Annotated in this window: 21 protein-coding genes; 3 read left to right on the forward strand and 18 right to left on the reverse strand. The window is 41.2% G+C overall.

The annotated features are described in order from the left end of the window. Positions 1-158: 158 nt before the first annotated feature. Both HMPREF3108_RS07395 and HMPREF3108_RS07400 read left to right on the forward strand, forming a co-directional pair. Positions 159-374, forward strand: coding sequence for a helix-turn-helix transcriptional regulator (locus HMPREF3108_RS07395; RefSeq protein ID WP_048778776.1), 216 nt, complete (start codon positions 159-161; stop codon positions 372-374). A 47-nt stretch (positions 375-421) separates the two neighbouring features. Continuing rightward, on the forward strand, positions 422-961 hold the full coding sequence (locus HMPREF3108_RS07400) for a DUF3278 domain-containing protein (RefSeq protein WP_048778778.1): 540 nt from the start codon (positions 422-424) through the stop codon (positions 959-961). Positions 962-1,176: 215 nt separating this feature from the next. Here HMPREF3108_RS07400 and HMPREF3108_RS07405 read toward each other — a convergent pair whose 3' ends face one another. The 4 genes from HMPREF3108_RS07405 to HMPREF3108_RS07420 all read right to left on the reverse strand — a co-directional run bounded on the left by HMPREF3108_RS07405 (position 1,177) and on the right by HMPREF3108_RS07420 (position 9,317). Then, entirely contained in the window at positions 1,177-1,434 is a 258-nt protein-coding gene (locus HMPREF3108_RS07405) for a DUF896 family protein (RefSeq protein WP_008808564.1), read from the reverse strand. A 22-nt stretch (positions 1,435-1,456) separates the two neighbouring features. Continuing rightward, on the reverse strand, positions 1,457-3,496 hold the full coding sequence (gene glyS, locus HMPREF3108_RS07410; RefSeq protein ID WP_070494122.1) for a glycine--tRNA ligase subunit beta: 2,040 nt from the start codon (positions 3,494-3,496) through the stop codon (positions 1,457-1,459). Between the two features lie 2 nt (positions 3,497-3,498). Continuing rightward, entirely contained in the window at positions 3,499-4,416 is a 918-nt protein-coding gene (glyQ, locus tag HMPREF3108_RS07415; RefSeq protein ID WP_002911276.1) for a glycine--tRNA ligase subunit alpha, read from the reverse strand. A 359-nt stretch (positions 4,417-4,775) separates the two neighbouring features. Beyond that, positions 4,776-9,317, reverse strand: a complete 4,542-nt coding sequence (locus HMPREF3108_RS07420) for a S8 family serine peptidase challisin (protein WP_070494125.1) — start codon at positions 9,315-9,317, stop codon at positions 4,776-4,778. A gap of 322 nt (positions 9,318-9,639) precedes the next feature. On the opposite strand from HMPREF3108_RS07420, the gene adhP reads away from it, so the two are divergent. Next, the gene (gene adhP / locus HMPREF3108_RS07425; RefSeq protein WP_048778796.1) at positions 9,640-10,662 is read left to right on the forward strand and encodes an alcohol dehydrogenase AdhP; all 1,023 of its coding nucleotides are present in this window, start codon (positions 9,640-9,642) and stop codon (positions 10,660-10,662) included. Positions 10,663-10,954: 292 nt separating this feature from the next. Here adhP and HMPREF3108_RS07430 read toward each other — a convergent pair whose 3' ends face one another. The 14 genes from HMPREF3108_RS07430 to HMPREF3108_RS07495 form a co-directional block, all read right to left on the reverse strand. Further along, positions 10,955-11,320 carry a TIGR02328 family protein gene (locus tag HMPREF3108_RS07430; protein ID WP_061594850.1) on the reverse strand — a complete coding sequence of 122 codons (366 nt, stop codon included), beginning with the start codon at positions 11,318-11,320 and terminating at the stop codon, positions 10,955-10,957. After that, complete coding sequence (locus HMPREF3108_RS07435; protein ID WP_070494127.1) at positions 11,304-11,519, reverse strand: hypothetical protein; 216 nt, start codon at positions 11,517-11,519, stop codon at positions 11,304-11,306. Before HMPREF3108_RS07435 ends, HMPREF3108_RS07430 begins: the two co-directional genes overlap by 17 nt. A gap of 49 nt (positions 11,520-11,568) precedes the next feature. Then, a complete protein-coding gene (locus tag HMPREF3108_RS07440; protein WP_070494129.1) occupies positions 11,569-12,654 on the reverse strand; it encodes a HigA family addiction module antitoxin in 1,086 nt (361 codons plus the stop codon). Beyond that, positions 12,647-12,985 (reverse strand): type II toxin-antitoxin system RelE/ParE family toxin, encoded by a 339-nt coding sequence (locus HMPREF3108_RS07445; RefSeq protein ID WP_070494130.1) that lies wholly within the window; start codon positions 12,983-12,985, stop codon positions 12,647-12,649. Before HMPREF3108_RS07445 ends, HMPREF3108_RS07440 begins: the two co-directional genes overlap by 8 nt. 130 nt (positions 12,986-13,115) lie before the next feature. Beyond that, a complete protein-coding gene (locus HMPREF3108_RS07450) occupies positions 13,116-14,717 on the reverse strand; it encodes a type I restriction-modification system subunit M (RefSeq protein ID WP_070494131.1) in 1,602 nt (533 codons plus the stop codon). 21 nt (positions 14,718-14,738) lie between these two features. After that, positions 14,739-15,032, reverse strand: a complete 294-nt coding sequence (locus HMPREF3108_RS07455; RefSeq protein ID WP_048778802.1) for a helix-turn-helix domain-containing protein — start codon at positions 15,030-15,032, stop codon at positions 14,739-14,741. Next, the gene (locus HMPREF3108_RS07460; protein ID WP_070494132.1) at positions 15,022-15,387 is read right to left on the reverse strand and encodes a type II toxin-antitoxin system RelE/ParE family toxin; all 366 of its coding nucleotides are present in this window, start codon (positions 15,385-15,387) and stop codon (positions 15,022-15,024) included. Before HMPREF3108_RS07460 ends, HMPREF3108_RS07455 begins: the two co-directional genes overlap by 11 nt. Before the next feature lie 233 nt (positions 15,388-15,620). Then, positions 15,621-17,486: an AAA family ATPase gene (locus tag HMPREF3108_RS07465; protein ID WP_070494134.1), complete on the reverse strand. Its 1,866-nt coding sequence runs from the start codon at positions 17,484-17,486 to the stop codon at positions 15,621-15,623. Positions 17,487-17,495: 9 nt separating this feature from the next. After that, entirely contained in the window at positions 17,496-18,725 is a 1,230-nt protein-coding gene (locus HMPREF3108_RS07470; protein ID WP_070494136.1) for a restriction endonuclease subunit S, read from the reverse strand. Then, entirely contained in the window at positions 18,722-20,077 is a 1,356-nt protein-coding gene (locus tag HMPREF3108_RS07475; protein WP_070494139.1) for a reverse transcriptase domain-containing protein, read from the reverse strand. Before HMPREF3108_RS07475 ends, HMPREF3108_RS07470 begins: the two co-directional genes overlap by 4 nt. Positions 20,078-20,541: 464 nt before the next feature. Then, entirely contained in the window at positions 20,542-23,529 is a 2,988-nt protein-coding gene (locus HMPREF3108_RS07480; RefSeq protein ID WP_070494141.1) for a type I restriction endonuclease subunit R, read from the reverse strand. 136 nt (positions 23,530-23,665) lie between these two features. Beyond that, positions 23,666-24,118: a GNAT family N-acetyltransferase gene (locus tag HMPREF3108_RS07485; RefSeq protein WP_048778810.1), complete on the reverse strand. Its 453-nt coding sequence runs from the start codon at positions 24,116-24,118 to the stop codon at positions 23,666-23,668. Beyond that, positions 24,119-24,964, reverse strand: coding sequence for an aldo/keto reductase (locus HMPREF3108_RS07490; RefSeq protein ID WP_048778812.1), 846 nt, complete (start codon positions 24,962-24,964; stop codon positions 24,119-24,121). 79 nt (positions 24,965-25,043) lie between these two features. Then, positions 25,044-25,241 carry a hypothetical protein gene (locus HMPREF3108_RS07495; RefSeq protein WP_008808554.1) on the reverse strand — a complete coding sequence of 66 codons (198 nt, stop codon included), beginning with the start codon at positions 25,239-25,241 and terminating at the stop codon, positions 25,044-25,046. Between the last annotated feature and the right edge of the window lie 11 nt (positions 25,242-25,252).

Consider the following 25,252-nt stretch of genomic DNA (forward strand, 5'->3'; position numbering starts at 1 on the left):
AGCAAAAAAAAATTTTAAAGAAAAAGTAGGACCAGGAAAAATAATCCTAAGTTTTTGTCGTATATACTTGACATAATCTCCAAAAAAGATTATACTATTTTAAAAGTCAAATATACACGATATTTGATTGGTGATAAAAAATAGAAAGGAAGGGTGTAATGAATCGTGTCAAAGAATTTCGAAAAGAAAAAAAGATGTCTCAGCTAGAGTTGGCCAAGTCCATCGGGGTATCGCGGCAAACTATCAATATGATTGAAAACAACAAATACAACCCCACCCTCGAGCTCTGCATCAATCTAGCAAAAACACTGGATACTGACCTCAACGCCCTCTTTTGGGATTCCCAGCTGACTGATGAAGATTCTGAGGACTAAGAATTTTTCCTTGCAGCAACATTCATACCTAAAGAAAGGAAGCAAACATGAAAAAAGAAACATTCTCAGACAAGATGATCAAACGATTTTATGGCATTACTGGACCCTTGGACGAGCAAAAGCGACAACAGGCTGAGCATCTAGGAAATAAAGGCTTTATCTGGCTTTTCTTTATTCTGATTTTTGGCAATGCCATCGTCTTTCCACTGGCTTTTCGATGGCCTAAAATTATTGCTGTTACCTATCCTATCCTGCTGGAAATCCTTATCCTCGGATTCTGTGTCTATATAGTCATTCAAGCACGGCGCAAAGGAATTGATAATCTAGAGCTAGGACTTCAGGATGAAAAAGAAGAAAAAGCTATGAAACATGCTGGTCTCAAAGCAGGCTTCTCTTATTGGCTGCTCTTTTACCCTCTCTTCAGCATCATGATAGCTGTCATGGAAAAGAAAGATATCCTACAAGTTTTGCTTCAGCCAAAACTTATTATAGCTGGATTAGCTGCTGGTCTTGGATTTGGACTGATTATGCATTTTATTTCCAAAGGAAAGATTCGTCAAGCACAAAAAAGGGAGGAAGAAGAATGAACCTTCAATCTTATAGAAATACTATCTTAATTCTATTATTTGCTATTTTTCTAGTCTGCTTCTTCTTTCTGAGGACCACAACAGATCCCGTTCTTTTTTGGATTCTAACCTTCACTTGCGTCGCCATTCTCTACATCAGCTATAAACTCTTAAAAAGGAAGAAAAAATAAAATAGTTGTCATTTCAGCTTATGCACTGAAATGACAACTATTTTTTTATGAATTTGGATCATCCAGACTGCGGCCATGAAGACCTTTCTCGCGTTGAACTTGACGCAACTTCTCAGGTGTCACATCATTGCCATCTTCATCGACAATCTTGATGCCTTCAATGTGATGACGAACAGAGCGACGGTAGCCCTCGATATACTCTTCACGAAGCTTGGCTTGTTCCACTTTTTCCTCAGCAGTTAAGCCTTCTGTTTTTTTCTTTTTAGCCAGTTCATTAATACGGGCAATTTTTTTAGGATCCATGATTCTACCTCTCTCTTACCTTTTATTTGGTATTAATCTGATTAAACTGCGCCATTTGTCCCGCCTTGGCTGTCAAAGAAGACAGGAGAGCTAGGCGATTGTTACGCACAGCCTCATCTTCAGCCATGACCATGATATGGTCAAAGAAAGCATCGATAACTGGACTGAGAGCAAAGAGTTGGTCCAAATTGGCAGCTAAGTCAGATGTCAGCTCGACTTTTTCAATGGCCACTGCCAAGTCTTTTTCCTCTTGATTTTCAAAGAGTGCTGGATTGACAGCGGTTTGCCCTTGGGCTTTCTCAGCTAGATTAAAGACCCGAGACAGGCTTTCGACTGCTGACTTAAAGTTGTCTTCCTGAGCTTTTTCTGCTAAAAGCGCAGCAGTTTCTACTAAATCGCGTACAACGAAGTGAGTGCTTTGAAGAACAGCTGTCACGATGTCTTTTGGAATGCTGCGATCCATCATTTTCTCAACTCGGGCACGGAAGAAGTCCAGCACGGCCTCTTGATTGTCATAACTTAGACTGTCAAACTTGAGTTCGTAAAGTCGGCTAACCAGCTGAGCCAAGTCAATGTTCCAGCCAAACTTGTCCAAGATACGCACAACACCCTGAGTCGCACGGCGTAGTGCATAAGGGTCATTAGATCCGCTTGGAATCAGTCCAACAGAGAAGAAGGACAGAATGGTATCCAGCTTATCAGCCAGAGCCAAGACCGCACCGACCTTGGTGTCAGGCAATTCGCCATCGGCTGAAGTCGGCATATAATGCTCCCGAATAGCAGCTGCTACCGCAGCATTCTCACCAGCCAGAAGAGCATACTTCTCACCCATGATACCTTGCAGCTCATCAAATTCCCCAACCATGCCAGTCAGCAGGTCAAACTTATAAATAGCTGCTGCACGAGCCAAGTCGGCTGTCTCATCAGCATCCAATCCTGCTTCTTGCGCCAAGAGAGCAGCAATCTTGCCAGTCCGCTCCATGTGCTCTGCTAGAGAGCCAATCTTTTCGTGGAAGGTCACATTGTTCAGCTTTTCAACCAAGTCGGCAATAGCCAGCTTTTGGTCTTCCCGCCAGAAGAATTCTCCATCTTCCAGACGAGCCACCAAGACTTTTTCATTTCCCTTGATGACATTTTCCAAATGCTCTGCATTTCCGTTGCGGACAGAAATGAAGTGTGGCAAAAGCTTGCCTTCACTATCACGCACAACAAAGTAACGCTGGTGCTCTTTCATGGAAGTGACCAAGACTTCCTCAGGCACTTCTAAGTATTTGGCATCAAAATTACCTAGGAAAGCAGTTGGATATTCTACCAGATTCAACACTTCATTGAGCAGGTCTTCGTCAATTTCGATAGAAACCCCGTGCTCCTCTTCCAGTGCTCGAATCTGCTCGACAATCATATCTCCCCGCTCAAGAGGACTGGCAATGACAAACTGAGCCCGTAGGTCATCTTCATAGGAATCTGCTGAAGCAATCTCCGTTTCTTGACCTAAGAAACGGTGTCCACGGCTAGTACGACCGCTCTTGATGTCCAAGAAATCCAAATCAAAGGCCTGCTCATCTAAGAGTACAGTTAAGGTGTGGACCGGACGGATATATTCAAAGGTGTTGTTGGCCCAGTGCATGCTGACAGGAAAGGTCAAAGCTTGCAGAACTTCCGTCACTGCTGGGATGATCTCCTCTACAGGGCGACCGATTTCTTCCTTGGTCACATAGACGTATTCTTCCCCCTTGATTTCACGGAAAGTAATGTCCTCAACCGTCAAACCCTTGCCACGGACAAAGCCTTCGGCAGCCTTGGTGAAGTTCCCATCTGCGTCCAGAGCAATTTTCTTAGAAGGGCCTTTGAAATCTTCTGTCAGATCAGACTGCTTGTCCGCCAAGCCAACCACGCGCACCGCCAAACGGCGAGGCGTAGAGAACATTTCAATTTTCTCAAAGGTCAGACGATGGTCTGTCAGGAAGTCTCCCATCTTGTCGCGCAGCTGCTTCATGCTCGGTGTCACGACATAGGCTGGCATTTCCTCCAAGCCTAATTCAACTAATAAGTTTTTTACCATGATTATTCTCCCTCCTCTGCCAAGAGTTTCTCGCGAGTCTCAGCATCCAAAAGCGGATAGCCCAGACGCTTGCGCTCAGCCACAAAGGTCTTGGCCACGACACGCGCCAGATTACGAATGCGAGCGATATAGCCTGCTCGCTCTGTCACGGATACAGCTCCACGCGCATCCAAGAGGTTAAAGGTATGCGAGCATTTGAGAACATAGTCATAAGCTGGGTGCACCAGATGCTCGTCCAGACAGCGCTTAGCTTCTGCTTCAAACCTCTCAAAATTCCCCAAGAGCAAGTCTTGGTCACTAACCTCAAAGCTGTACTTGGAATGCTCATACTCAGGATGAGTGAAAATTTCGCCGTACTTAACACCATCAGCCCACTCAATATCATAGACTGAGTCCACTTCTTGGATATAAGAAGCCAGACGCTCCAGACCATAAGTCACCTCAGCTGTCACCGGTTGAGTTGGCAGACCTCCGACCTGCTGGAAGTAGGTAAACTGAGTGATTTCCATACCATCCAGCCAGACTTCCCAGCCTAGACCAGCTGACCCAGTTGACGGGTTTTCCCAGTTATCCTCAACAAAACGGATGTCATGCTCCAGCGGATTGATACCCAAGAGCTCCAAAGACTGCAAATAAAGTTCTTGGATATTGCTCGGAGAAGGCTTCATAACCACCTGAAATTGGTGGTGCTGATAAAGACGGTTAGGGTTTTCCCCATATCGTCCATCTGCTGGGCGACGAGACGGCTCGACATAGGCCGCGTTCCAAGGCTCTGGCCCAATAGCTCGCAGGAAGGTATAAGGACTCATGGTTCCCGCCCCCTTCTCATTATCATAAGCCTGCATAAGCATACAACCCTGATCATTCCAGAATTGCTGTAAAGTCAAAATTATTTCCTGAAAGGTAAGTTTCTTGGACATTAGTTACTCCTTTTGTTTTTATTTTAGCTCAGGGACCATCTTTCGCTCCGTTTGAACAAACAAAAGAACCACATCCGACAGTCCTAGGCTATTGCGACCTAGGGGCGTCAAAAACGCGGTTCCACCCTAATTTATTACTTCATTACGTTTAAAAATGTTAACCAAAAGCGCCATCTGCTCTGCTTCCCTATCTGGCTCACACTATCCCAGACTCGCTAAAAAGTAGACAAAGAGATTTCTTTCTAAAAAAGATTATAGCAGAAATCCTAACTATTGTAAAACACTTATACACCCTTAATAAAAGAAATCCCTCAGGTATAAACCTCAGGGATTCTAATTCTAAAGTAAGCTTGAAATATTTAAGCTTGTCTTGGTTTTCTTGGCTTCACAACTCTTGGTTTTCTACCATCAAGTTTTCTCCTAGCCACCTTCAAATTCGCAATAGCTTCCTTAACTTCTGCTTGGCCAGCTCCCGGATCGTCCAGAACTGCCTTAGCTTGAGCGTACGCTTCTAAATATGCTGCTTTAACATTCTCGCTAGCATAGATAAACTTATTGCTGATTGCTTGATAGTGCATGTCGTATTCTACTAATTTTTGTAAATCAGTAAAGTTCGTTGGCTTACCATCTAATTTTTTCTCAGCTGCCGCCAGTTTAGCCAGTGCCGTATCGATTTGCTCCTGGGTCACCTTCTCTTGGAGTAAAAGAAGAGTAACTTCTTGGAAGGCTTGGTCATAGGCACGGCGGTTTCTATCCTTAGCATTAGCATAAGCACCTGTCTTCGTTGTTGCAGCATAAGCTTCTACTGCCGCTTTAACAGCTGCCACATCAGATTCTTTACCGTCAAGATCAGTTGTTGCAGCTTGCAATTTAGCAACAACAGCATCCACTTCTGCCTGCGTCAATTTACCAGCTAAAGCATCTTTAGCAGATTGATAAGCTTGATCATAAGCCAGACGTTTTGCGGTAGAGGCATTGTAATATTGAACTGTCGTTACTAGATTTGATTGCTGATTAACCGCAGCCATAAGAAGGGTTTTAACAACAACTCCTAGTTTAAGAAGATTGTTCTTACCTTCAAGAACCTCAACAGTTGGATCTGTTTCCACAAGCTCATAACCAGTTGGGAGATTGACAAAGACAGAGTAGAATCCTGCCCCTACTGATCGTCCAAAGGAATTCTTGCCAAATTTAGTAGCAGGCAAAGTATATACATCGCCATTGTTGTTCTTGAGAAGTACTTGAGTATTCTTTGGTACAGGCTGATCAAAAGCAACACTGACTGGCGCAAAGACAACTTCCTTAACAAGGAACTCGATTGTCTTGAAGCTATCTTGTGCTGTCAATTCAAATTCCTGTGTCTTGGAACCGTAAAACTTGATTTCATCCCTATCATAGGTGAAGACTTCTACTGTATAACGACCGAACGGCAAGAAGTTGATATCTTTTCCTTTGTCCAAATCAACGTATTTTCCTTTGTCGTCCTTGATTCGATAGACAAAGGTCGTGTCGACATCTTTATGTGTAGTTGCATCCACCATGGAAACTCGAATCCGGCCTGAATTTTCAGAGCTGACAAATTCAGACAAGGCAAGAACATCTTTGTTGCCTGCATAATCTTCTACCGCATAGAAAATCTGGGACTTGTCCACTCCTTCTGGCAAAGTGTAAGTACCATCTTCATTGGCTGAAAGATAAACTCTATGCTCGTATTCCCGTTCTTTCCCATAGGAATCCACGTCCTTATAAGTGATTGAACCTTCTTCGTCTGCCTTCAAGTAGAAGACTTGTTCGCGCAGGATACCACCGTTTCCTACATCCTTTGGCTTACGGACTGTTAAAGTCTCAACACCGTCTTTATTCGTGATATAACCTGAAGTAATCTGAGGTTTTTGGGTATCAATTTGAAGATCGAAGCTTACAGTTTGCTCTTCTGCACCAGGCACATCAGGTGTGTAGCGAACGACATAGGTATAGCGGCCATCTTCTAACGGGTTGCCCTTGCTATCGCGACCATCCCAAACAGTATTTGTCAAAAGATAAGACTTCGGTTTTCTCGCATCACCGCTATAGAAATTCTTACGGCCATCCCAAGCATTGCTACTTTGCCAGATTGGGAAGCGGTAGTCAGTATCATCTGTTGTATACACACTAGCTGTCAGATTGTTCACGTTCCGGTAGAAGACAGAGCGGTACTGGATTACATCTTTATTTCCATCGCCATTTGGTGAGAAGGCTAAACGAATATTGCCATCAGCATCCAGCTGCAAGATATGTTTCCCATCGGCATTTTCTGCTGTTCCTAATACAACTGAACTGCGGTCTACAGTTTTACCAGTCGAATAAAGGGTATCTTTAGACGTTGTTACGAGGCTCGTCACATTGCTTTTAGAATCAATACTTTTATCCTCTGGTACCTGATAATAGAAACCTGATTTGCCATCGCGAACTAATTTATAAATTGGTTTTTCGGCAGCTGGCAGATTTTGGAATTGACCACGGAAGCCCATAAATGGCAGACTCACTACGTCTCCATCATCTGCTGGATCAACAAAGCGAACAAAACCTTCCAAGAAGTAGCCATTTGGCATTAACTTGGTCAGCTCTTCTGCAAATTTAGCCACATTAACCTTTACAGTTACAGTCTGACTGCTATGAGCCTTGACCGTAACTTCTGGCCAGACTGTCTCAGTCAATTTACGAGGTGTCAGATCGAATTGACCATCCTTAACCGTATCTGTATTGGTATTGACAATCATTTTCAGGGTTCGGTCAGTATCAGTAATATTATGAACCGTCACGTCAAACGTAAAGCTATCTTCGACATTGCCTAAGGATACGCTTGGGTATTGGTTTTCCCCAGTAACATAAAGTCCAGTAGACACTGCGGCAGCTGTATCAACGATTCCTGCACCTTGCTGACGCGGAGAGGTATAAGCGCCTGTTTCTTTATCAATATGCAACTTCGCAGTTGACATGATCAAAGCCTTGACCAATTCAGAATTCTGAGCTGGAGTCAGGTTTGGATAATGTTTGAGTAGGTATTCTTTCACCAAGGCTGCAACACCAGCCACATGAGGAGACGCCATACTGGTTCCGTTCATGCTACCATAGGTATTGTCATTGAGTGAAGAATAGATAGATCCACCTGGAGCTGATACATCCGGCTTCAGCTGACCATCAGTAGTAACACCCCAGCTAGAGAAGTCAGATAGTTCTTTAGCTGTTGGATTTGGACGATTATCTTTCAATCCGTTGAAGGCAATCTTATAATTACCAGCAGCTAAGGCTTCACCATACTGTTTGCTGATAAAGGCTGATGGAGCTGATTCTGAATCCTTATCCAAGGCCATTTGGATATTAGCACCTTCAACATTGTTGTAGATGAGGGCACCAGCTGCACCATGTTGGATCGCATTTTTAATCTTCTCAGAGAATGTAATCGAACCACGCTGAATAAGGGCCAACTTCCCTGTCAAGTCTAGGCCATTAAAATCTTCCTCACGACCTTGACCAGCATTGACATACTCATATTCCTTGCCCTTTTCAAAGTCAGCCTTGCTATCTGCTTTAGCAAATGTGAATTTCCCGTTGCTTAATTCAGCATTGTTTTCTAGACCACGAACTTCCATGACTTCTTCAGTCACTACCGTATTATCAACAGAGGCAACAGAAATAGCTCCTTCTGCAGTTGAAGGATTTCCGACTAAACCATAGTCTGGATTTTCAGCTAGAGGTTTGGAATGGCCACTTCCGAAAGTATTTTCGTTACCAGCCGCAATTACGACACTGACTCCTTTAGCTCGAGCTCGTTCAATCGCTGCAGAGAGACTAGGACTCATGTTTACGACTGATCCTGTTGCTGAACCCAAACTCATATTGATGGAATCTGCCCCCAAGGCTACTGCATCTTCAATGGCCTTGATATAAATGGCGTCACTCGTAGTTTTTTGACGGTCTGAGAAGACCCGCATGAACATCACTTGAGCTTCAGGAGCAACCCCATAGATGTATTCTCCATTGCTATCCTTCTTGTCTGGATTTCCAGCCGTGATACCAGTAACGTGCATCCCGTGAGAATAGCTATCTTTTTCCTTGATGCTATCATCGCCATCAATATAGTTATAAGCATAAACAACCTTGCTGTTATACCATTTACCATAATCAATTCCGGCCTTCTTCTTTGCCTCTTCAAGAGCAGCTTCCGTTTGGTATTTGGCCTTTGAAGGATCTGAAATACGCAAGACTTCATGGTGGACGTCTAAACCAGAGTCGATAACAGCAACCAAGCGACCTTCCCCTTTATAACCTTGAGACCAAGTTTGAGGAACCTTGATGATTTCATTACTACTGATGCTAGTTGGTTGCTCGTCCTTGCTGACTTTATCTTCTTCTGCAGAAGTCGCAGTAGCAACTGGCTGACCTGTATTTTCTGACGCTACAGCTTCTGTAGTCGCTGGCTTTCTTTCAGGATTTTCAGTCCTAACCTCCTGCTTATCATCTTTCTTCTCAGATGAAGGGCTTGTTCCCTCTGCTGTCGAAACAGTCTGTTTTGGCTCTATAGCTACAGTTGTTTCGCTAGCTACTTGCTTTTCTTCCTTAGTTTCTCCTGCTGATGGAGCTTGAGCATTTGCTGGCTCTGAACTTGAGGATTTGTCTACTTCTTCAGAAGTTTGCGACTTGTCCTCTTTTACTGTCGCCTTATCCGCAGAAAGAGACCCCTGCTCTGACGAATCAGCTGTTGCAACTAAACTCGGCTGCTGACTCGCTTCTGCTATGCTAACGGCTGTCTGTTCGTCCGCATTGACTTGGCCTGAACCAAAAATCAAAACAGTTCCCAACAAAGCCGAAGCCAAACCAAATTTGAACTTCCGAAGTGAAAAACGTTGTTGTCTTTTCATACAAAACTCCTCAATATTTTTTAAATCATATTATAATAAAAATTGTCTGAAAATTCATACTTTGTTATAAAATGTAACGAAAATGTAATATTCCCGAATGTTTTTCTACTTAATACCTATTTTATAAAGTTTGATGAGTCAATTTGTTTGAAATATAGAACAAAATTAGAATAATATACGGTTTTTACCACCTTTGTCGTGAAAAATAGTCCTCCTAGCAATCTAGCAGGGAATTACTCTTTGCTGAAAACGCTTGCCTACCTAAAAACTTTGTGATATAATTAACATATTAATAATAATAACTAAACAGGAGGAACTACTTATGAAAGCAGTTGTTGTTAATCCAGAAAGCACTGGTGTGGAAATTATCCAAAACAAAGAACTCCGTCCGCTTGAAACAGGTGAAGCTCTTGTAGAAATTGAATACTGTGGTGTCTGCCACACTGACTTGCACGTTGCACATGGTGACTTCGGCAAGGTCCCAGGCCGTATCCTTGGTCACGAAGGGATCGGTATCGTCAAAGAATTGGCTCCTGATGTGAAGAACTTGAAAGTCGGTGACCGTGTCAGTGTCGCTTGGTTCTTTGAAGGTTGTGGCACATGTGAATACTGTACTACAGGACGTGAAACTCTTTGCCGTACAGTAAAAAATGCTGGTTATTCTGTTGACGGTGGTATGGCTGAACAATGTATCGTAACAGCTGACTATGCTGTCAAAGTTCCTGAAGGTCTTGATCCTGCACAAGCTTCTTCTATCACTTGTGCCGGTGTAACTACTTACAAAGCCATCAAAGAAGCTCAACTCCAACCAGGCCAATGGATCGTCCTTTATGGTGCAGGTGGTTTGGGTAACCTAGCTGTTCAATATGCTAAGAAAGTTTTCAATGCCCATGTTATCGCAGTCGACATCAACAATGACAAACTTGCCTTAGCCAAAGAAGTTGGTGCTGATATTGTCATCAATGGACGTGAAGTTGATGATGTTCCTGGCCTCATCAAAGAAAAGACAAACGGCGGTGCTCATTCTGCAGTCGTAACAGCCGTTTCTAAAGTGGCCTTCAACCAAGCTGTTGATTCTGTACGTGCAGGTGGTCGTGTAGTAGCTGTTGGTTTGCCATCTGAAATGATGGACCTCAGCATTGTCAAGACTGTTCTAGACGGTATCCAAGTCATAGGTTCTCTTGTAGGTACTCGTAAAGACTTGGAAGAAGCCTTCCAATTTGGTGCTGAAGGCTTAGTTGTTCCAGTCGTTGAAAAACGCCCTGTTGAAGATGCCGTAGATGTCTTTGATGAAATGGAAGCTGGTACTATCCAAGGACGTATGGTACTTGACTTCACTCACTAATGCCTCTTTCTATTAAACAAAAAACGAACTATCCCTAGAATAGTTCGTTTTTTTATTGATGCTTTTACGGTATAGGGTTCTTAAGGCTTGTTGCAAAAAAGATCTCACCATTTAAGAAGAAAGATCTATCACCCTGTTTATAAAATAGTGTGCAACAAGCTCTTTTTCATCACTTTATAACTGAAAATACATCATAATACTAAAACATAAAACCTAGGGAATAATCCTTAGGTCTCATCTTTATGACTCAAAAATACAAAGAAGAATTTTGCATCGCAAGCCTTTCACGCCGTTACTCCAGCTCTATCCCCTTCTCACGGAGATTATCTAAGCACTCCTCATAGTAGGCGTCATTATGCTCACTATAGATAGGATTGCCTAGCTTCTCCTCAGGCAAGTCTTCATAAGAAGGGCAGGTCTTACCACGGTAGTTCTTGTCCAGCCACTCTGGGCTGACCCGATAGCCACGACTAGCCATCTCCTCCATGATCAAACGATGATAGGCATAGAGACGATAGGGCGAGTGGGTAAAGACATAGTCCACCGTCGCATGCTTTCTGCCCCAGCCATTGCCGCGCAGGGCGCAGCATTCCCGATGTTGTCCCAAAAGCTGAGGTCGGGGAAGTTGAGGAATCAATGCCTCATGCCAAAGTCTCATAGAAGTCTCCTTTCAGTAAAGTTAATTTTTGTAAGTAAGCATTTAGATAAAGGGCAAGCAAATCTTCTTTACAGACCTCCCCCTTATGTTCAGGAATTGGGCAGGCACGGTCAATCATGAGTTGAACCTGACTCAGCTCCACCACTTCTTGCTTGAGATACTGGCGAATTTCATTGTAAATATTGCTAGAATGACTCAATTTACTGACCGTATGAAGCTTTTTTCATCTTCTACGTGTTCCCAATGTTTCAAGAAACAAAGTAATAGTTTTCTTTTAATTCTCGGAATCGGTCAAAACTGAGAATGCCCTCATTTTGTAATCTTCCTAAGACGACACTAGGATGAATATCTATCTCCTCAGCAAAGTGTAGGATATCCGACTTATCAAAGTTTCCTTTCTCTACAAAAGCTTGATAGTCTTCAGGGCTAATCAAGAAATCTTTTGCAAACTGATCTGCCTCTTCCTCAGAACGTTGGTAGGATTCACTATTTCCATCATCTGATGAAAAATCATTCTCCAAAATATGCCCAACCTCATGGAAAAGGGAGAACCAGAAAATATCTGATGCTTTGTTTCGATCTGTGAGTAATAGCATGGCACTGCCATTTCCAAATTTTTTCGTAGCACCATTTAGATTGGCATTTGGCAAAGCTGGTAGACCGACTAGGACAACACCACAGTCTAGCAAGATATCAGACAAGCGTTGAGGAAAAACTTCTGGACTTTGTCTGGTCAACTTTCTCAAAGCAGGTAGACTTCTCTCTAACTTTCTGCGATTGAGCTTGGTAGTCGTTTTATCACGCGCTTTTTTAGATGCTAACTCCAGCATGATATTGGAGTTCACTATGCTTTTAGGCGTAAACTCACGTGTATTCCGATAGCTCACTAGATGGTTGAAAGTCGTGAGTTTTTTTAAATTCGCCACACCTAGAACCTTGCGAAGCTCGACAATCTTTTCTTTCAAAGTATAGCGTTTGTCTGGAACGTAGCCTTCTTCCTTAAAATACTTGAAGTCAATCATCTCGCAGATTTTTTTCTCGCTGCCTTCTTCTAGCTCTCTTTGTTCTGCAATCTCTGCCACTTTTACATCGTAAGTATTTTGAAGATTGAGCCAGGTTTGCATGGAAACTCCGCTTAGCTTGGCTAACTTATGAGCCGTATCCTTACTAATAGACTCCTCAGCATTGACCAGCTTACTGACAGTCTTTGCTGAAACTCCTAAACGCTCCGCAAATTCCTTTTGCGTTACATTATACTCTTCAATCAACTCCTCAACATACTGACCTGGATGAAAAGCAATCAAGCCTTTATATTCAACGACTTTGTTAGACATAGTGATCGCCGACCTCCTCTATTTTTAGAATTTCGATTTCAACGGGACTTGGAAACACCTTTTCAAGATCCTCCTCACGAAATTCTACAATCAACCGATAGGAACTCTTTCGACCATCTATATCCAAAGCAAACTGCCCCTGTCTCTTTCCCTTGAGTTGGTGAAAGTGATATTTAGGAAAAGCCGTCACACTAACCAAAGAATCCGCTGCTTCTAAAAAGTTGATCAACTGATGCAACTTTACCGCAACCTTATCCGAAAAATCCTTTTTCGCTTGCCTCAGCTCTGTGCACTGCTTTTCAACAGTTTTGTTTGTATAGATGAGCTTCATATGTTCCTTTTCGTTAAATTAAATTACCTTTTAGGTAATTTAATTATATCATCTTTAGACAATAAAAACCAACCAAAAGTTAATTTGGCTGGGATTTTAAATCGGGTTGACGTATCAAACTACTTCCCCATCACCCTTTAAACTCCTTCAAAAACTGTTTGAGCTCATCATCTGCTTCTGGTGTGGTTCCGTGGAGTTGATTAAGCATTTCGAGTAGCGAAGCTGTTTGGCTTTCGATTGCTTTATTTGTATCATTAATCTTGCTGACGATATCTGTCAGTGGCTCTACTTCTTCCTCCTCAAAGGTATCTACATAGCGAGGAATATTGAGGTTGTAGTCATTTTCGACAATTTCTTCATAGCTTGCTAGATGGGCAAACTTGTCAATCTCCTCACGAGACTTATAGGCTTTCAGAATCTTTTCAATATGAGCATCCGTCATGATATTCTGGTTTTTACCCTTATCAAACTCCTTAGAAGCATCGATAAAGTAAACGTCCCGATTGATGCGGTTCTTTTTAAGAATGATAACCGTGGTCGGAATGCTGGTATTAAAGAAGATATTAGCAGGTAGACCGATAACCGTGTCAATGGCCCCTTCTTCCAGCAAGGCCTTACGAATGGTTCCTTCGGCATTACCACGGAAAAGGACCCCGTGGGGAAGGACGATAGCCATAACCCCATTATCCTGCTTGAGGTGGTAGTAACCATGCAAGAGAAAGGCAAAGTCAGCCTTGGACTGGGGTGCCAGTTTCCCAAAAGGAGAGAAACGAGGATCATTCAGGAATCCAGAGCTTGCAGACCACTTGGCAGAGTATGGAGGATTCATGAGAACACCGTCAAAGTTGGTCGGCTCTTGTGTCGGCCAGTCTTCATCCAGCGTATCGGCATTGTGCAAGAACTGGTTTTCAACAGGGACCCCATGGAGGATCATGTTCATCCGAGCCAGGTTGTAGGTCGAGGTATTGAGCTCCTGACCAAAGTACTGGACGGTTTGAGGTTGATGAGAAAACTTCTTAGCATTAAGCAAGAGCGATCCTGATCCCATGGTGGCATCGTAGATGGTAAAGCCCTGCTCGTCTTCACGCCCTAAAAAGGCAATCTGGGTCATGAGCTTGGCCACAGGTTGCGGAGTATAGAACTCTCCTGCCTTCTTTCCAGAGTCGGTCGCAAACTGACCGATCAGATACTCATAGGCATCGCCCAGCATATCACCTGCATGACCTGCCACATCCAGTACTGCTAGCTCTTTCATAACTGCACCGACTACAGAATTTGCTTTTTGAGGAGTTGCCCCTAGTTTCTTGGAATAGAGATCAATGTCCTCAAAGAGGTTTTCATAGAGTTCATCACATTGCTCAATATCTCGGAAGCCCTGAGCTAGATCTTCCAGCTGGAAGGTGCCTTCATTGACCCGATCCACCAAGGCCGTAAAGGTCAAGTCTGGCTTGATAACATAGTTGAGCTCATCCTTGATGACTGAGATCAAGTCCTCTTGAGAGTCTGGATCCTCATAGTAAGATCGGTAAAGAGCCAGGGCTTCATCCAAACTCTCTGTCTCCTCCTCCATGGTCTCTGCCACAAAGAAAAGCAACTTATCTGAGAGGTATTTATAAAAGATCATCCCTAAAAGGTAAGACTTATAGTCATTGGCATCCATCTTAGAGCGGAGCACATCCGCCGAGTTCCACAAGGCTTGGTAGAGCGACTGGGATGTTTGTGTTGTTTCCATAATAATTCTTTCTGATTTCTTTTAGATGTTTTCTTGTTCCAGTGGGACGACAGCGAGAGTCTTGCCCAGACTGGCTAAGACTTTCAAGACCGTGTCCAATTGAGGGCTGGTCTTTCCTGTCTCCATCCGAGCAATGACCGGTTGACTGACACCACTGAGTTCTTCTAGTTTCTTTTGGCTAATGCCCTTTTCATGCCGGGCTTCGATCAACTCTGTCATGATTGCGACCCGCAAATCACTTTCCAGGATTTCTTCCTTGGTGAAGAGCTCTGCTCTCACATCTTTCCAATTGCTACCGATGGCACTATTCTTCATCTCTTAGCCCACTTTCCTTCAAATCTTGCAACGCTCGCTTGGCTTTCTCGATCTCTCGTCTAGGTGTCTTTTGCGTCTTTTTGACAAAATGATGCAGTAAGACGAAGCTTCCATCCAGCCAAGCCACGAATAAAATCCGATCCCGCAAAGGTCTCAACTCCCAAATCTCCGCATCCAGATGCTTGATATAGGGTTCACCAGCACGCGTTCCATGCTGGCTTAAAAGCTCGATATAGTCATTGAGCTTGTTGAGTTTGATTCGGCTGTCCTTGCTATCGCGACGAACTAGCTCTCTCATGTAGTCCAAGACGGGCTGATTTCCATGTTTGTCCTTATAAAAATAAATAGCGTGCACAAAGCAACCCCTTTTCGAATTTATTATAACTCTAAAGTTATTAAAAGTAAATACTTTTAAGTTATTAAATACTAAGGAGCACCCTTTGAAAGAATCAAAGGGGCTCACTTATACCATTCGAAAAATGCTGCATTTATGGGTGCTGTTGAGGATCATTATTGAAGGTTAGATAAACATATCCTGCAAGAATTTCTTTAGTATTAAAGCTGGAGAATAATACAAATAAATCCTATTTATTTATGACTGAGTAGAGTTACAAGTTCACTAAAATATTTAGTTCTCAATATATTTTGTAACTCAGAATCTGTTGCAATCCTACTTAATGCCTTATTTTTAAAATCGCGAGCGATTACAGTATCTCCTAGTTGATTGATTATTTCTTTTTTTAGGTTACAAATCTTTAAAATTGATGAGAAATCTGATGAAACTATAGCTTTCTCAACAATAGAAGTTATAGTTTCAACTTTTGAAGTTGCATTGAATCTAGTTACTAAACCTTCTAAAAATTCTTGGGCATCATCTTCAGTTGGTTTATTGTTCTCTATAAAATGACCTTCCATAAATTCATCAAGTTTCTTTTTCAAGGCGATACTTATTATCTTATCTTTATTTTTTAGACACGAACTCATAATAGCTTCTTGGAATTTATTAAATTTTTGCTCTTTATCCTGATCATCAGACGCCAAAACCGACTTCACTATTGCTTCATCTACTAGAAGCATCTCTATCTCATTGAAAGGGAGAACAAAAATATTATTCTTTTTTAATTTTTCAATTCGTGTCTTCTCCATCCAATCATAATCAATAATGCCATATGCTTTATTTCTATGCATTTTGTTTAAATTATTATAAGCTTTTGTATGCTGGATGACCTGTTTATGTCCCTCTACAGATTTTACAAAACAAAATTCACTGAATAATTTGGAATAGATTTTATAGTCTATACTTGTTTTGGTTCCCTCACAAAATAAGATTGGCTTCTTTGTACCACATACTTCTGTTAATAATGGTAAAGGCATTTCTTGTGATTCTTCTAATATCTCATAATCCAAATCATAAGGTGCTTCAAATTTCTTACACCATATATAAGTAGCATTTGTTCTTGATTGGACAAAATCCATATTATGCGAAGCAAAAATAAATTGACAATCATGTCGCTCTGATATTAGCAAATCCCATAATTCATTATAGACAGCTGCGTTTAGAAATGTTTCAGGTTCATCAACGACAATATAGCTATTTTCTGGAGCAAGAAGAACGTTACCAATATAAAATAATACACAGCGTTCTCCATCACTAAGGCCATTTATACTATATTTATCCCCATTTCTTATAACCTCTAAAACTCTGTCATTAGGTTCAGGATAAAATGTTATTTCTGGGAAAATTTGAGTCCATATTTGTTCCACTCTGTCCAATAAAGCAATGGACACCCCTCCTACTCCCCTAGAATTATCAGTCGCTACCTTTGCAAAATCTTTTACCCACAGTGTTATCAGTTTAGTAAACGCGCCCGAAAAATCATCTTTAATCTGGTGAGTCTGTATTTCAATCGTGTCATATTTAATTTCTACGTTTTTCAAATTTGCTATATATTTGTCTTTATTGATACTATCACGACTAAAAATATTAGACACAAAATACAGTAGTTTCTGCGCAGGTAAAACATACATCGTATCTATACTATTCTTCCGTAATTCATTAATAAGGCTCGATTTCCCTGCTCCATTAGCTCCTATAATAACTGTTGTAGAATCCAGTTTCGAAATAAAAGAGAATAGTTTAGTTACTTTAAAATTCTCTAAAATTTGTGGAAAGGTTGTTCCATACATATAAACATCACTACCATAACAACTCGATAGGCTTTCTAACCAAGTATTACGTAGATTTTTATACTTTTCTGTTACACCATCAGATAAAAAATCATCATTTAGTTCGTTATTAATCAAATCAATAAGGGTTGAAAAATAATCATCTACTTGATGATATTGAGACTCATACATTTCTTTTTCATAATCAGCCAATTGACTAAAGTTATCTTGAAGTCTTTTCTTTTCTGATTCTAACTTTTCAATTAATTCTTTAACAGAGCAATACATAATTTCTCCTTAAATAAACATATCCTGCAAGAGTTTCTTTTTGAGTGTTTCTAACTGAGAAATTTTTTCTTTATGAGCAGAGATGAGGTTATCGAGATTTGCGAAACAAGAGCTGATTGCACGTTGCTCCTCCATAGAGGGATAGTGTAAAACAACTTTTTCTAAATCGTTATTTCTTAAGTGAACGACTGATTTACCTTGTGCTCTTTTAATCAATTCTTTCTGTTGACTTCCATTTGAAATGGTTAAAGCTAAAAAGATAGAATTCACTTTATTTCTATCTGGGTAGATTATATTTAAATCACCACCCAAAATAATTCCTGATTTCTCAACAACTGATGCTCTTGAAATATCCTCTGCACTTTCACCAGATGATGGAACTATAACTTCTCCACCTTTACTAATCACAGTATTTGCTTTTACTGTAGTAACAAAAGTATTAACTTTAGAAATTACAGTTTGATAATTAGTATAAAGCCGACCATATAGAATTATCTCTTTACCAGAATTAACCAAGTCATTTTTGGTATAACCATTCCCCTTAGAAAAACTAGCTAATTTTTTTAAAGTTTGAACTTCCCACTCACCTTCAAATCCATCCAAACGGATTTCTGGAACAGTCTGTCCATCTTTTGGAAACATCTTGGAGAGCATGGTTGCCTTGAGGGATTGGTAGTTGGCGAGATTATCCTTGTAGCTAGCTAGAAGGTCGTCGAGAGTGCGGAATAGAGAGCCGATGACTTGTTGTTCTTCTATTTCGGGAAAATTTATTTTTTTCGATAGCAAGTCTTCTTTGGTAATTCCTTTAATCGAAGTTCCTTGCAGTTGTGTACTCTCTTTCTGGAGCATTCTATAGATACTATAGACTATGAATTGAGTATCTCCATTAAAATCGGATAGAGACAAAAAATCTTGGCTTGTTGCATACTCTTGATCTATGATAGCTAATTTACCAACACCGACTCTAGTAACAATAGCAATAGAATTCTTAGGAATTAATTTTGCTGATGAATTTTGTAATCCCTCCTCTGAAATAAATTTTTGAGGTTTTACACCAAATAATTTATCCTTCTGTAAATCTGATGATTGAATCCACGGTATAGTACCATCCCAAAAGATTGGCACTTTGGTATTTGGAGTTCCTCCGGTTTTGAACTGACAAGCTATATTACTAATCTTTACAAGAAGCCAATTCTCATCAAATTTATCAAATTTGTATTTAGGTGATCCATTTTTCATTTACTACTCTTTTCTAAATGAGAATGAATTCGATATCCTAGCGCACTCTCAATTTTCTTCTTTCTATTTTTTAATTGTGATAACATCAAATTGTTAGTATTTGGACTAATTTTATCAAAAATATGTTGAGCACGCTTAGCGTAGCTTATAAAATTACTCGGATAGTATTTAGATTTGCCAAAATCAGTATATAAAGAATAAATTTTATGTCGATTAGGTAATTTTGTCAGTCCTTTTCTCTTTTGCAATACTTTTGAATCATATATTAACTTTCGAGCGTTTCTATAAAATTTATAAATACTCTTTTCTCTTAATTTTACATTTTTCCCATCAAATGAAAAACCTAAATAATCAATTTGGCATACTTTATCATTATGATTTATAACAATTTTATCTTTAATAAAATAAGTTTTAATTTTCTCCACTTGTAAATAAATTCTGTTTTTTTTCGAAAGGTTAGCAATAATTTCATTTACTTTTTCAATATAATTTTCTCCATATTGTTCACTTAGTTCTTCAATATTTAAAACTAAAATAAAGTCATCTGAATATCTTTGATAAAAACCATTGAAATTTTGTGAAATTTCAGACATACATTTATCAAAATCAATAGCATAGATATTAGCTAAGATACCACTTAAAGAGTTGCCCTGTGGAATTCCATAAGAATTCTTATTTAATTTACACTTATATTGTTTTTGAAATTTCCTAAAATCTCTAATACATTTAAAATAACTAATATTATTTTTTTGAACTAAGGGATTATCTGAATTATTTAAAGAATCTTTTTCAATAAATGCAAATTTTGTTAAAGATTTATAAATATTATACCAGTCTGGTGGTAATTGCTTAACATTTAAGATCTTAGCCAATCTTTCTTTCAACAATTTATGATCAAGAGTATCAAAGAAATTTTTAAAGTCTCCAACTATTATATATGAATTAGATTGTTTTTCTATGAAAGAAATCGCCTCTGCTGCAAAATTAATGTTACTTTGATGCTTTCTATTGGTTCGATAAGCAACAGAATATTTATCAAGTTTTGCTTCTGTAATCCATTCGTTATAATAGATATTTAAAATATCGGAATAATATTTATATATGTAGCTATCTAAATGTCCTGCATACATTATAGTACGTATTTTCTGTTTAACAGGCCTATTCCCCAAACTACCGGGTCCGTAACCAACATATTTTTCAGATACCTTATCATAACACAAAAAAGGAAGAAAGCTATGGTGAGCAATCTTCTCTGGTTTTACAATGTAATTCTTAACTTTATGAATAGAAACTTGTTTATCAATATGCAAATAACCTTTGCATCTATATAAATTTAAATTAATTTTTTTCATACATCAAAAGGAGCAATATTAACAATAGGTCGGTAATCCTAAAAAGTTAATATTGCACGCTTAACTACTATTACTAACTACCGAATATTAAATAATTGCTTGTTATCTTAAGAAGTGTAAAGAACAACATAAACTGTTTCACCTTTCTTGTATAGAAACACTCAATTAGAGTTTGCATAAGAGCCGAACTGAGCTCCACTTTAATTGATAAGCGAAGGTCGGATCCAAAGTGCGGAATGTAGCGCTTTGATAGTTTCACACTTGTGCACGTAGCGATGTAGATCGCTAAAGGGTAAGCGTAACCTATTTCTATTATACCACATAATTCTATCGTGAGCAATGTATAATTCAAAGAACAAGCTAAATCCAATATCCCATACGGCTATACCTATGGACGTTAACTATTTTATCATATACATTTAGTATAGTAAAGCAAATATTAGTTTTTAGTAAACTAAATAAACTTATCTTCCCACTCTCAGTGGCTCAATCACTTCTTCGATCAGTTGGGTATAGGCTTCTTTGATTTGTTTTTTGTAGCTGAGTGGGTTGAGGGCATCTGCTACTTCTACCTTATAGTCTTTATAGCGTTGGCTCTTGGTCAGCTGGCTTTCACCTGTTTGCTTTTTGGCGCCTTTGCGGTAGTGCTGAATATAGTAGCGAAGCTCGTCCTCTCCGACATACCATTTTTTGACAAAGTTGGAGATATGTTTATCAATCACCGTCTCAATCATATTATCTAAGACACCTGTGATGGATAAACCTCGATAAAGTTTTGGATTTGCTTGCACTTCTGTCCAAAGATTTTGGATGATTGCCGCAAGTCCTGGATTGGTCCTATTCAAGCCTTGGATATAACCATCCACGGCAGCAATATCCTTGTCACTAAGAGGCTCTGCTACATTGTCATCCTGCTGGATCATACTCTGGATGAGAGTCAAGATATAGGCATAGTTGATCTCATCGACCTGGACAGACTCTAGCTCATAGTGGATATCCAGCGGATCATCTTGATCATCGTCATCTACACGGCTTTTCAGCTCTGCTAGAATGTTTTGATAGAGACCTAGGTAGCTTTCTAGCTTGGCATTCGTCAAGCCAGTCTCTTGGTAAATCTCCTCTTCTTTGTATTCATTATAGACGCGGATAGAAGCCAGATACTTATCAAAGGCTTGGTAAGATTTCGCTATTTTACGTAGCTGAGCTGTGCTAGCTTGCTCGATAGCGATTCCTTCTTCTTCATGGTCCGTAACTTGGGCTTGAAATTCTCCGCAAGCTGATAGAAAGTTGCTTTTTTCTTCTTCCCAGCTTGGAGCCAAGACCTCATTTTCTCCTCCATTGGAGTAGAGCTTGAGGGCATTATCGACGGCTTCCTTAAAGGCCTGAGGGCGCTGGAAGGTGATGATATGGCCGAAGCGCTTCTTGTCATCAAAGATCCGATTGGTCCGGCTAAAGGCTTGGATCAAGTCTTGTGGGCGCATAGGCTTGCGATCGATAAAGAGCGTGGAGAGACAGGGAGCATCAAAGCCGGTCAAGAGGCGATCAACTACGATGACTAGGTCCAACTGCTCATTGCGATAGAGGTACTTATCCTGCTTTCTGGCCAGGCGATTATTGACATCGCTATTAAAGCCCCGCAAATCCGCTAGTCTAAAATGCGTCCCAAACTCTTGGTTATAGTCCTCCATGACCTGCTTCATATGTTCCTGGTAGCCGATGGATTCTTCCTCATTTTCAGACACCGAGTAGGTGATGGTAAACTTTGGAAAATCCGGCAAACGACTTTTGACCCGCTCAGAGACCTTGACTCGCTCCTTGCCAGCCATGATACTCTTGAGCAGATTATAATAAGCCTGTGCTTGTGGGATGGACTTGACCGTCAAAATAGCATCATAGCTTTTTCCAACTCCTTTAGGGATATTGAGCTGTTGCTGGCTCTTATTGAGGATAGCATCCAAGACTTCTAGCATGTGTTCCTTGTCCTCATAAGCACTATCAGGGATCTCTTCCTCCAGCATATCAGAGATGATGGTATTTCGATAATCCACCTTAAAGCCCAGAACTGCTTCATCATGGATGGCTTCCTTAACTGTGTATTCATGCAGGCGTTCGCCATACTGTTGGTGAGTGGTTTGAGCCAAGTCTCCCACTTGTTTTCGTTTGTTTTCCTTGAAAATCGGAGTCCCTGTAAAGCCGTACCAGAGAGAGTTTCGGAAGTAGGCCTTGATCTCCTTTTGCATTTGTGGAGTAACAGCTCGGTGGCACTCATCCACGACAAAGGCCACGCGCAAGTCCTTGATCTTCCCAGCATCCCGTTGGTACTTGCCTTCTTCAAATTTGCGCATCATGGTCGTAATTTTCTGAATGGTCGTGACTACCACGCGCTTGTCGTTGCTACCTAGACGCTTGACTAGTTCGTGAGTATTGTCCGTCTCATCAATATCAATGACATCATTGGCCGCATAAGAGAGGAAGGACGAAGTCGTCTGCTGGTCCAGATCTCTGCGATCGACGACAAAGATGGTCTTTTGGATGGCAGGGATCTGCAAGAGATTGCGGGCCACCTTGTAAGAGGTCAGAGTCTTCCCTGAACCTGTCGTGTGCCAGATATAGCCCGACTCTTGACAACGAGAAGCGTCCTGTACTGCCTCAATGGCATGGATCTGATAAGGACGCAGGAGAATAAGGGCCTTCTTGCTATCGTCGATGACCGAGTACTGCATGACCATCTGATGGGCCCGAGGAATCGAAAGGACTTCATGTGCAAAGCTGGTCAAATCCGTCACAGGCCGGTTGTCCTTATCCACCCACTTGGTCAGGAACTGTTTGTTTAGCTTATTTTCACGGGCTGCAGCGATATAGCGGGTGTCGACCTTATTGGTCACGACAAACATCTGCAAGCTTGAGTAAATACCTCGGAACTTTCCTTCACGGTCGTATTTTTCTATCTGATAAAAAGCTTTTAAAAATCCAACTCCTGGACTCTTGAGCTCAATGTGAATCATAGGAAGTCCATTAATAAGAAGAGTCACATCCATTCGTCTGTCTTGATCTTGAGGGTATGCCTTGTCTCGCTCGACTTGGTTGACTACTTCATAGCTAGATTTTCCAGCAGCGATATTGTCCCGCCAGATGACCGCTAAACGGATAGTCCCTAGACTAGCATCTTCGCGCTGAACCTCTACCTTTGCGATCCCATTTTCACCAGCTAGCCACTTGGCCGCTTCATAGTAGCTGACAAAGTTGAGCTGGTTCTTGATCTGGCGCTTTTCTTGCTCGGTCAAGGGATGGTCCGCTAACATGGCGACATTATTTTGAGCTAGTTTTTCAAAAAAATTCTCCCACAATTGGTCCTCTGTCTTAAGATCTTTCCGATAGGTCCACTGGCTTTCTCCAGATGCCAACTGCTGGATCAACTGTTTTTCAATTTCTAATTCCTGGCTTGTTTTCATTTGATTTCCTTCTGCTTTACACGAGGATTTTTGCATGATGCTTCTAATTTTTATTATAGCATAGAAAGGCTTGATTTTATAGCGTTTCCATGATCTGGTAAGAAAATCCCCAGCTCTTTTCAAGCTGGGGATGACTTTATATTTTTAATTCATACACTTCCTGCCAGCCGGCTGGTCCTAATATGCGTTGGGGCTGTTTGCTAAAGCCGGTCTCTCGGTAGAGATAGGAAGCGACTTGATTTCTCTCATTGACGCCTAGGATGATGCTTTTATACATAGGCAAATGCTCTCTTATGAAATCAGGCAAGAGCTTCAGCGTCTGACTACCGTAGCCTCTCATCTGAAAGCCTTCATCCGTTGAAAAGCTACGAAGGAGCAGGCTATCTGGCTGACCGCCATAAGTGTACTTTTCTTCTCCAGCATCCAAGATTAGAAAGGTTACGATTTGATCTTCTACAAGGCCCAAGATGGCATAGCGATTTGCTAAGTCAGCGACAGCCTCCTTAGGATGACTGGTAAATCTCAAGTCGGTTAAATGGTAAGACTGCAAGGCCTCTCTATCTGAACTTCGATAAAATCGGATTTTCATCTAAAAATCCATTGCATCCGGATTTGGTGCGCCACCGGCCAGACCACTGATATTTTTAAGCACTTCTAAGTCTGCTGCATCAAGCTCAATGTCAAAGCAGTCCAGATTGCTAGCAATCCGGCTCGGAGTGACCGACTTAGGCAGGGGCAGGAAGCCTTCCTGCAAGCTCCAAGCTAGCGAGACTTGTGCAATGGTCTTGCCATACTTGTCTGCCACAGCCTGCACGGTTGGATTTTGGAAGAGCTCACCTTGGCCAAATGGTCCCCAAGCTTCCAGTAAAATCTCATGCTCACGGCAGAAGTTCACCGCCTCTGTCTGATAGACACCTGGAGCCAGGCGGATTTGATTGACAGCAGGAGTCATACGTGCTGTTTCAAGCAAGGCTTCTAAGTGATGAGGCAGGAAATTGCTGACGCCAATCGCTCGAATCCTTCCGAGATTATAAAGGTCTTCCATAGCCCGCCAGACTTCGGCATTGCGCTTTTTCCAAGCATCGTTTTCCCTTAGGGGTTTGGGATTCGGCCAGTGAATGAGGTAGAGGTCCAGATAGTCCAGTCCCAATCGCTCCATTGAGGCCGCAAAGGCCTCTTGAGCCTCCTCATAAGTATGGTTGTCATTCCAAAGCTTAGTCGTGATGAAGAGCTCTTCCCTTGGAACGCCACTGTCTTTGATTGCCCGTCCGACACTCTCTTCGTTCTTATAGATAGCTGCCGTATCGATGTGACGATAGCCTGCCTTGAGAGCGGCTAAGGTTGCCTGATAGGCTTCTTCACCATCCTTAGCCTTCCATGTCCCAAAGCCAAGCACTGGGATTCTCACGCCGTTGTTTAAAAGGTAAGTTTTCATAGGTATCCTCCGTCTATTATTTATGAGAGCCTCAAAGAGCTAAACAGCTCTGTTGAGAAATAGTCGTCTATTATCCAACCTAGTCCTTCTTTTTCTTCTTAGGGACTATAGGCCCTGGTTTGAAGATATTTTTCTTGGTCGGAGCCATGCCCTTGCTGATAAAACTATAGATGATAAAGGCGGCTCCAGCGACAATCATCAGAATACGACTCATAGCTAAGCCAAAAAGAAGAAAGACCACACCCATTAGAGTAAATTTATAATCAATCTTTTTCATGTTTCACTCCT

This window comes from Streptococcus sp. HMSC10A01, assembly GCF_001807785.1.
Classification (GTDB): Bacteria; Bacillota; Bacilli; order Lactobacillales; family Streptococcaceae; genus Streptococcus; species Streptococcus gordonii.

What these genes read in the sequence shown, in the direction of transcription:
- HMPREF3108_RS07395 (WP_048778776.1), top strand. Translation starts at nt 159, where the DNA reads ATGAATCGTGTCAAAGAATTTCGAAAAGAAAAAAAGATGTCTCAGCTA.
- HMPREF3108_RS07400 (WP_048778778.1), top strand. Translation starts at nt 422, where the DNA reads ATGAAAAAAGAAACATTCTCAGACAAGATGATCAAACGATTTTATGGC.
- HMPREF3108_RS07405 (WP_008808564.1), bottom strand. Translation starts at nt 1,434, where the DNA reads ATGGATCCTAAAAAAATTGCCCGTATTAATGAACTGGCTAAAAAGAAA.
- glyS (WP_070494122.1), bottom strand. Translation starts at nt 3,496, where the DNA reads ATGGTAAAAAACTTATTAGTTGAATTAGGCTTGGAGGAAATGCCAGCC.
- glyQ (WP_002911276.1), bottom strand. Translation starts at nt 4,416, where the DNA reads ATGTCCAAGAAACTTACCTTTCAGGAAATAATTTTGACTTTACAGCAA.
- HMPREF3108_RS07420 (WP_070494125.1), bottom strand. Translation starts at nt 9,317, where the DNA reads ATGAAAAGACAACAACGTTTTTCACTTCGGAAGTTCAAATTTGGTTTG.
- adhP (WP_048778796.1), top strand. Translation starts at nt 9,640, where the DNA reads ATGAAAGCAGTTGTTGTTAATCCAGAAAGCACTGGTGTGGAAATTATC.
- HMPREF3108_RS07430 (WP_061594850.1), bottom strand. Translation starts at nt 11,320, where the DNA reads ATGAGACTTTGGCATGAGGCATTGATTCCTCAACTTCCCCGACCTCAG.
- HMPREF3108_RS07440 (WP_070494129.1), bottom strand. Translation starts at nt 12,654, where the DNA reads ATGTCTAACAAAGTCGTTGAATATAAAGGCTTGATTGCTTTTCATCCA.
- HMPREF3108_RS07445 (WP_070494130.1), bottom strand. Translation starts at nt 12,985, where the DNA reads ATGAAGCTCATCTATACAAACAAAACTGTTGAAAAGCAGTGCACAGAG.
- HMPREF3108_RS07450 (WP_070494131.1), bottom strand. Translation starts at nt 14,717, where the DNA reads ATGGAAACAACACAAACATCCCAGTCGCTCTACCAAGCCTTGTGGAAC.
- HMPREF3108_RS07455 (WP_048778802.1), bottom strand. Translation starts at nt 15,032, where the DNA reads ATGAAGAATAGTGCCATCGGTAGCAATTGGAAAGATGTGAGAGCAGAG.
- HMPREF3108_RS07465 (WP_070494134.1), bottom strand. Translation starts at nt 17,486, where the DNA reads ATGTATTGCTCTGTTAAAGAATTAATTGAAAAGTTAGAATCAGAAAAG.
- HMPREF3108_RS07470 (WP_070494136.1), bottom strand. Translation starts at nt 18,725, where the DNA reads ATGAAAAATGGATCACCTAAATACAAATTTGATAAATTTGATGAGAAT.
- HMPREF3108_RS07475 (WP_070494139.1), bottom strand. Translation starts at nt 20,077, where the DNA reads ATGAAAAAAATTAATTTAAATTTATATAGATGCAAAGGTTATTTGCAT.
- HMPREF3108_RS07480 (WP_070494141.1), bottom strand. Translation starts at nt 23,529, where the DNA reads ATGAAAACAAGCCAGGAATTAGAAATTGAAAAACAGTTGATCCAGCAG.
- HMPREF3108_RS07485 (WP_048778810.1), bottom strand. Translation starts at nt 24,118, where the DNA reads ATGAAAATCCGATTTTATCGAAGTTCAGATAGAGAGGCCTTGCAGTCT.
- HMPREF3108_RS07490 (WP_048778812.1), bottom strand. Translation starts at nt 24,964, where the DNA reads ATGAAAACTTACCTTTTAAACAACGGCGTGAGAATCCCAGTGCTTGGC.
- HMPREF3108_RS07495 (WP_008808554.1), bottom strand. Translation starts at nt 25,241, where the DNA reads ATGAAAAAGATTGATTATAAATTTACTCTAATGGGTGTGGTCTTTCTT.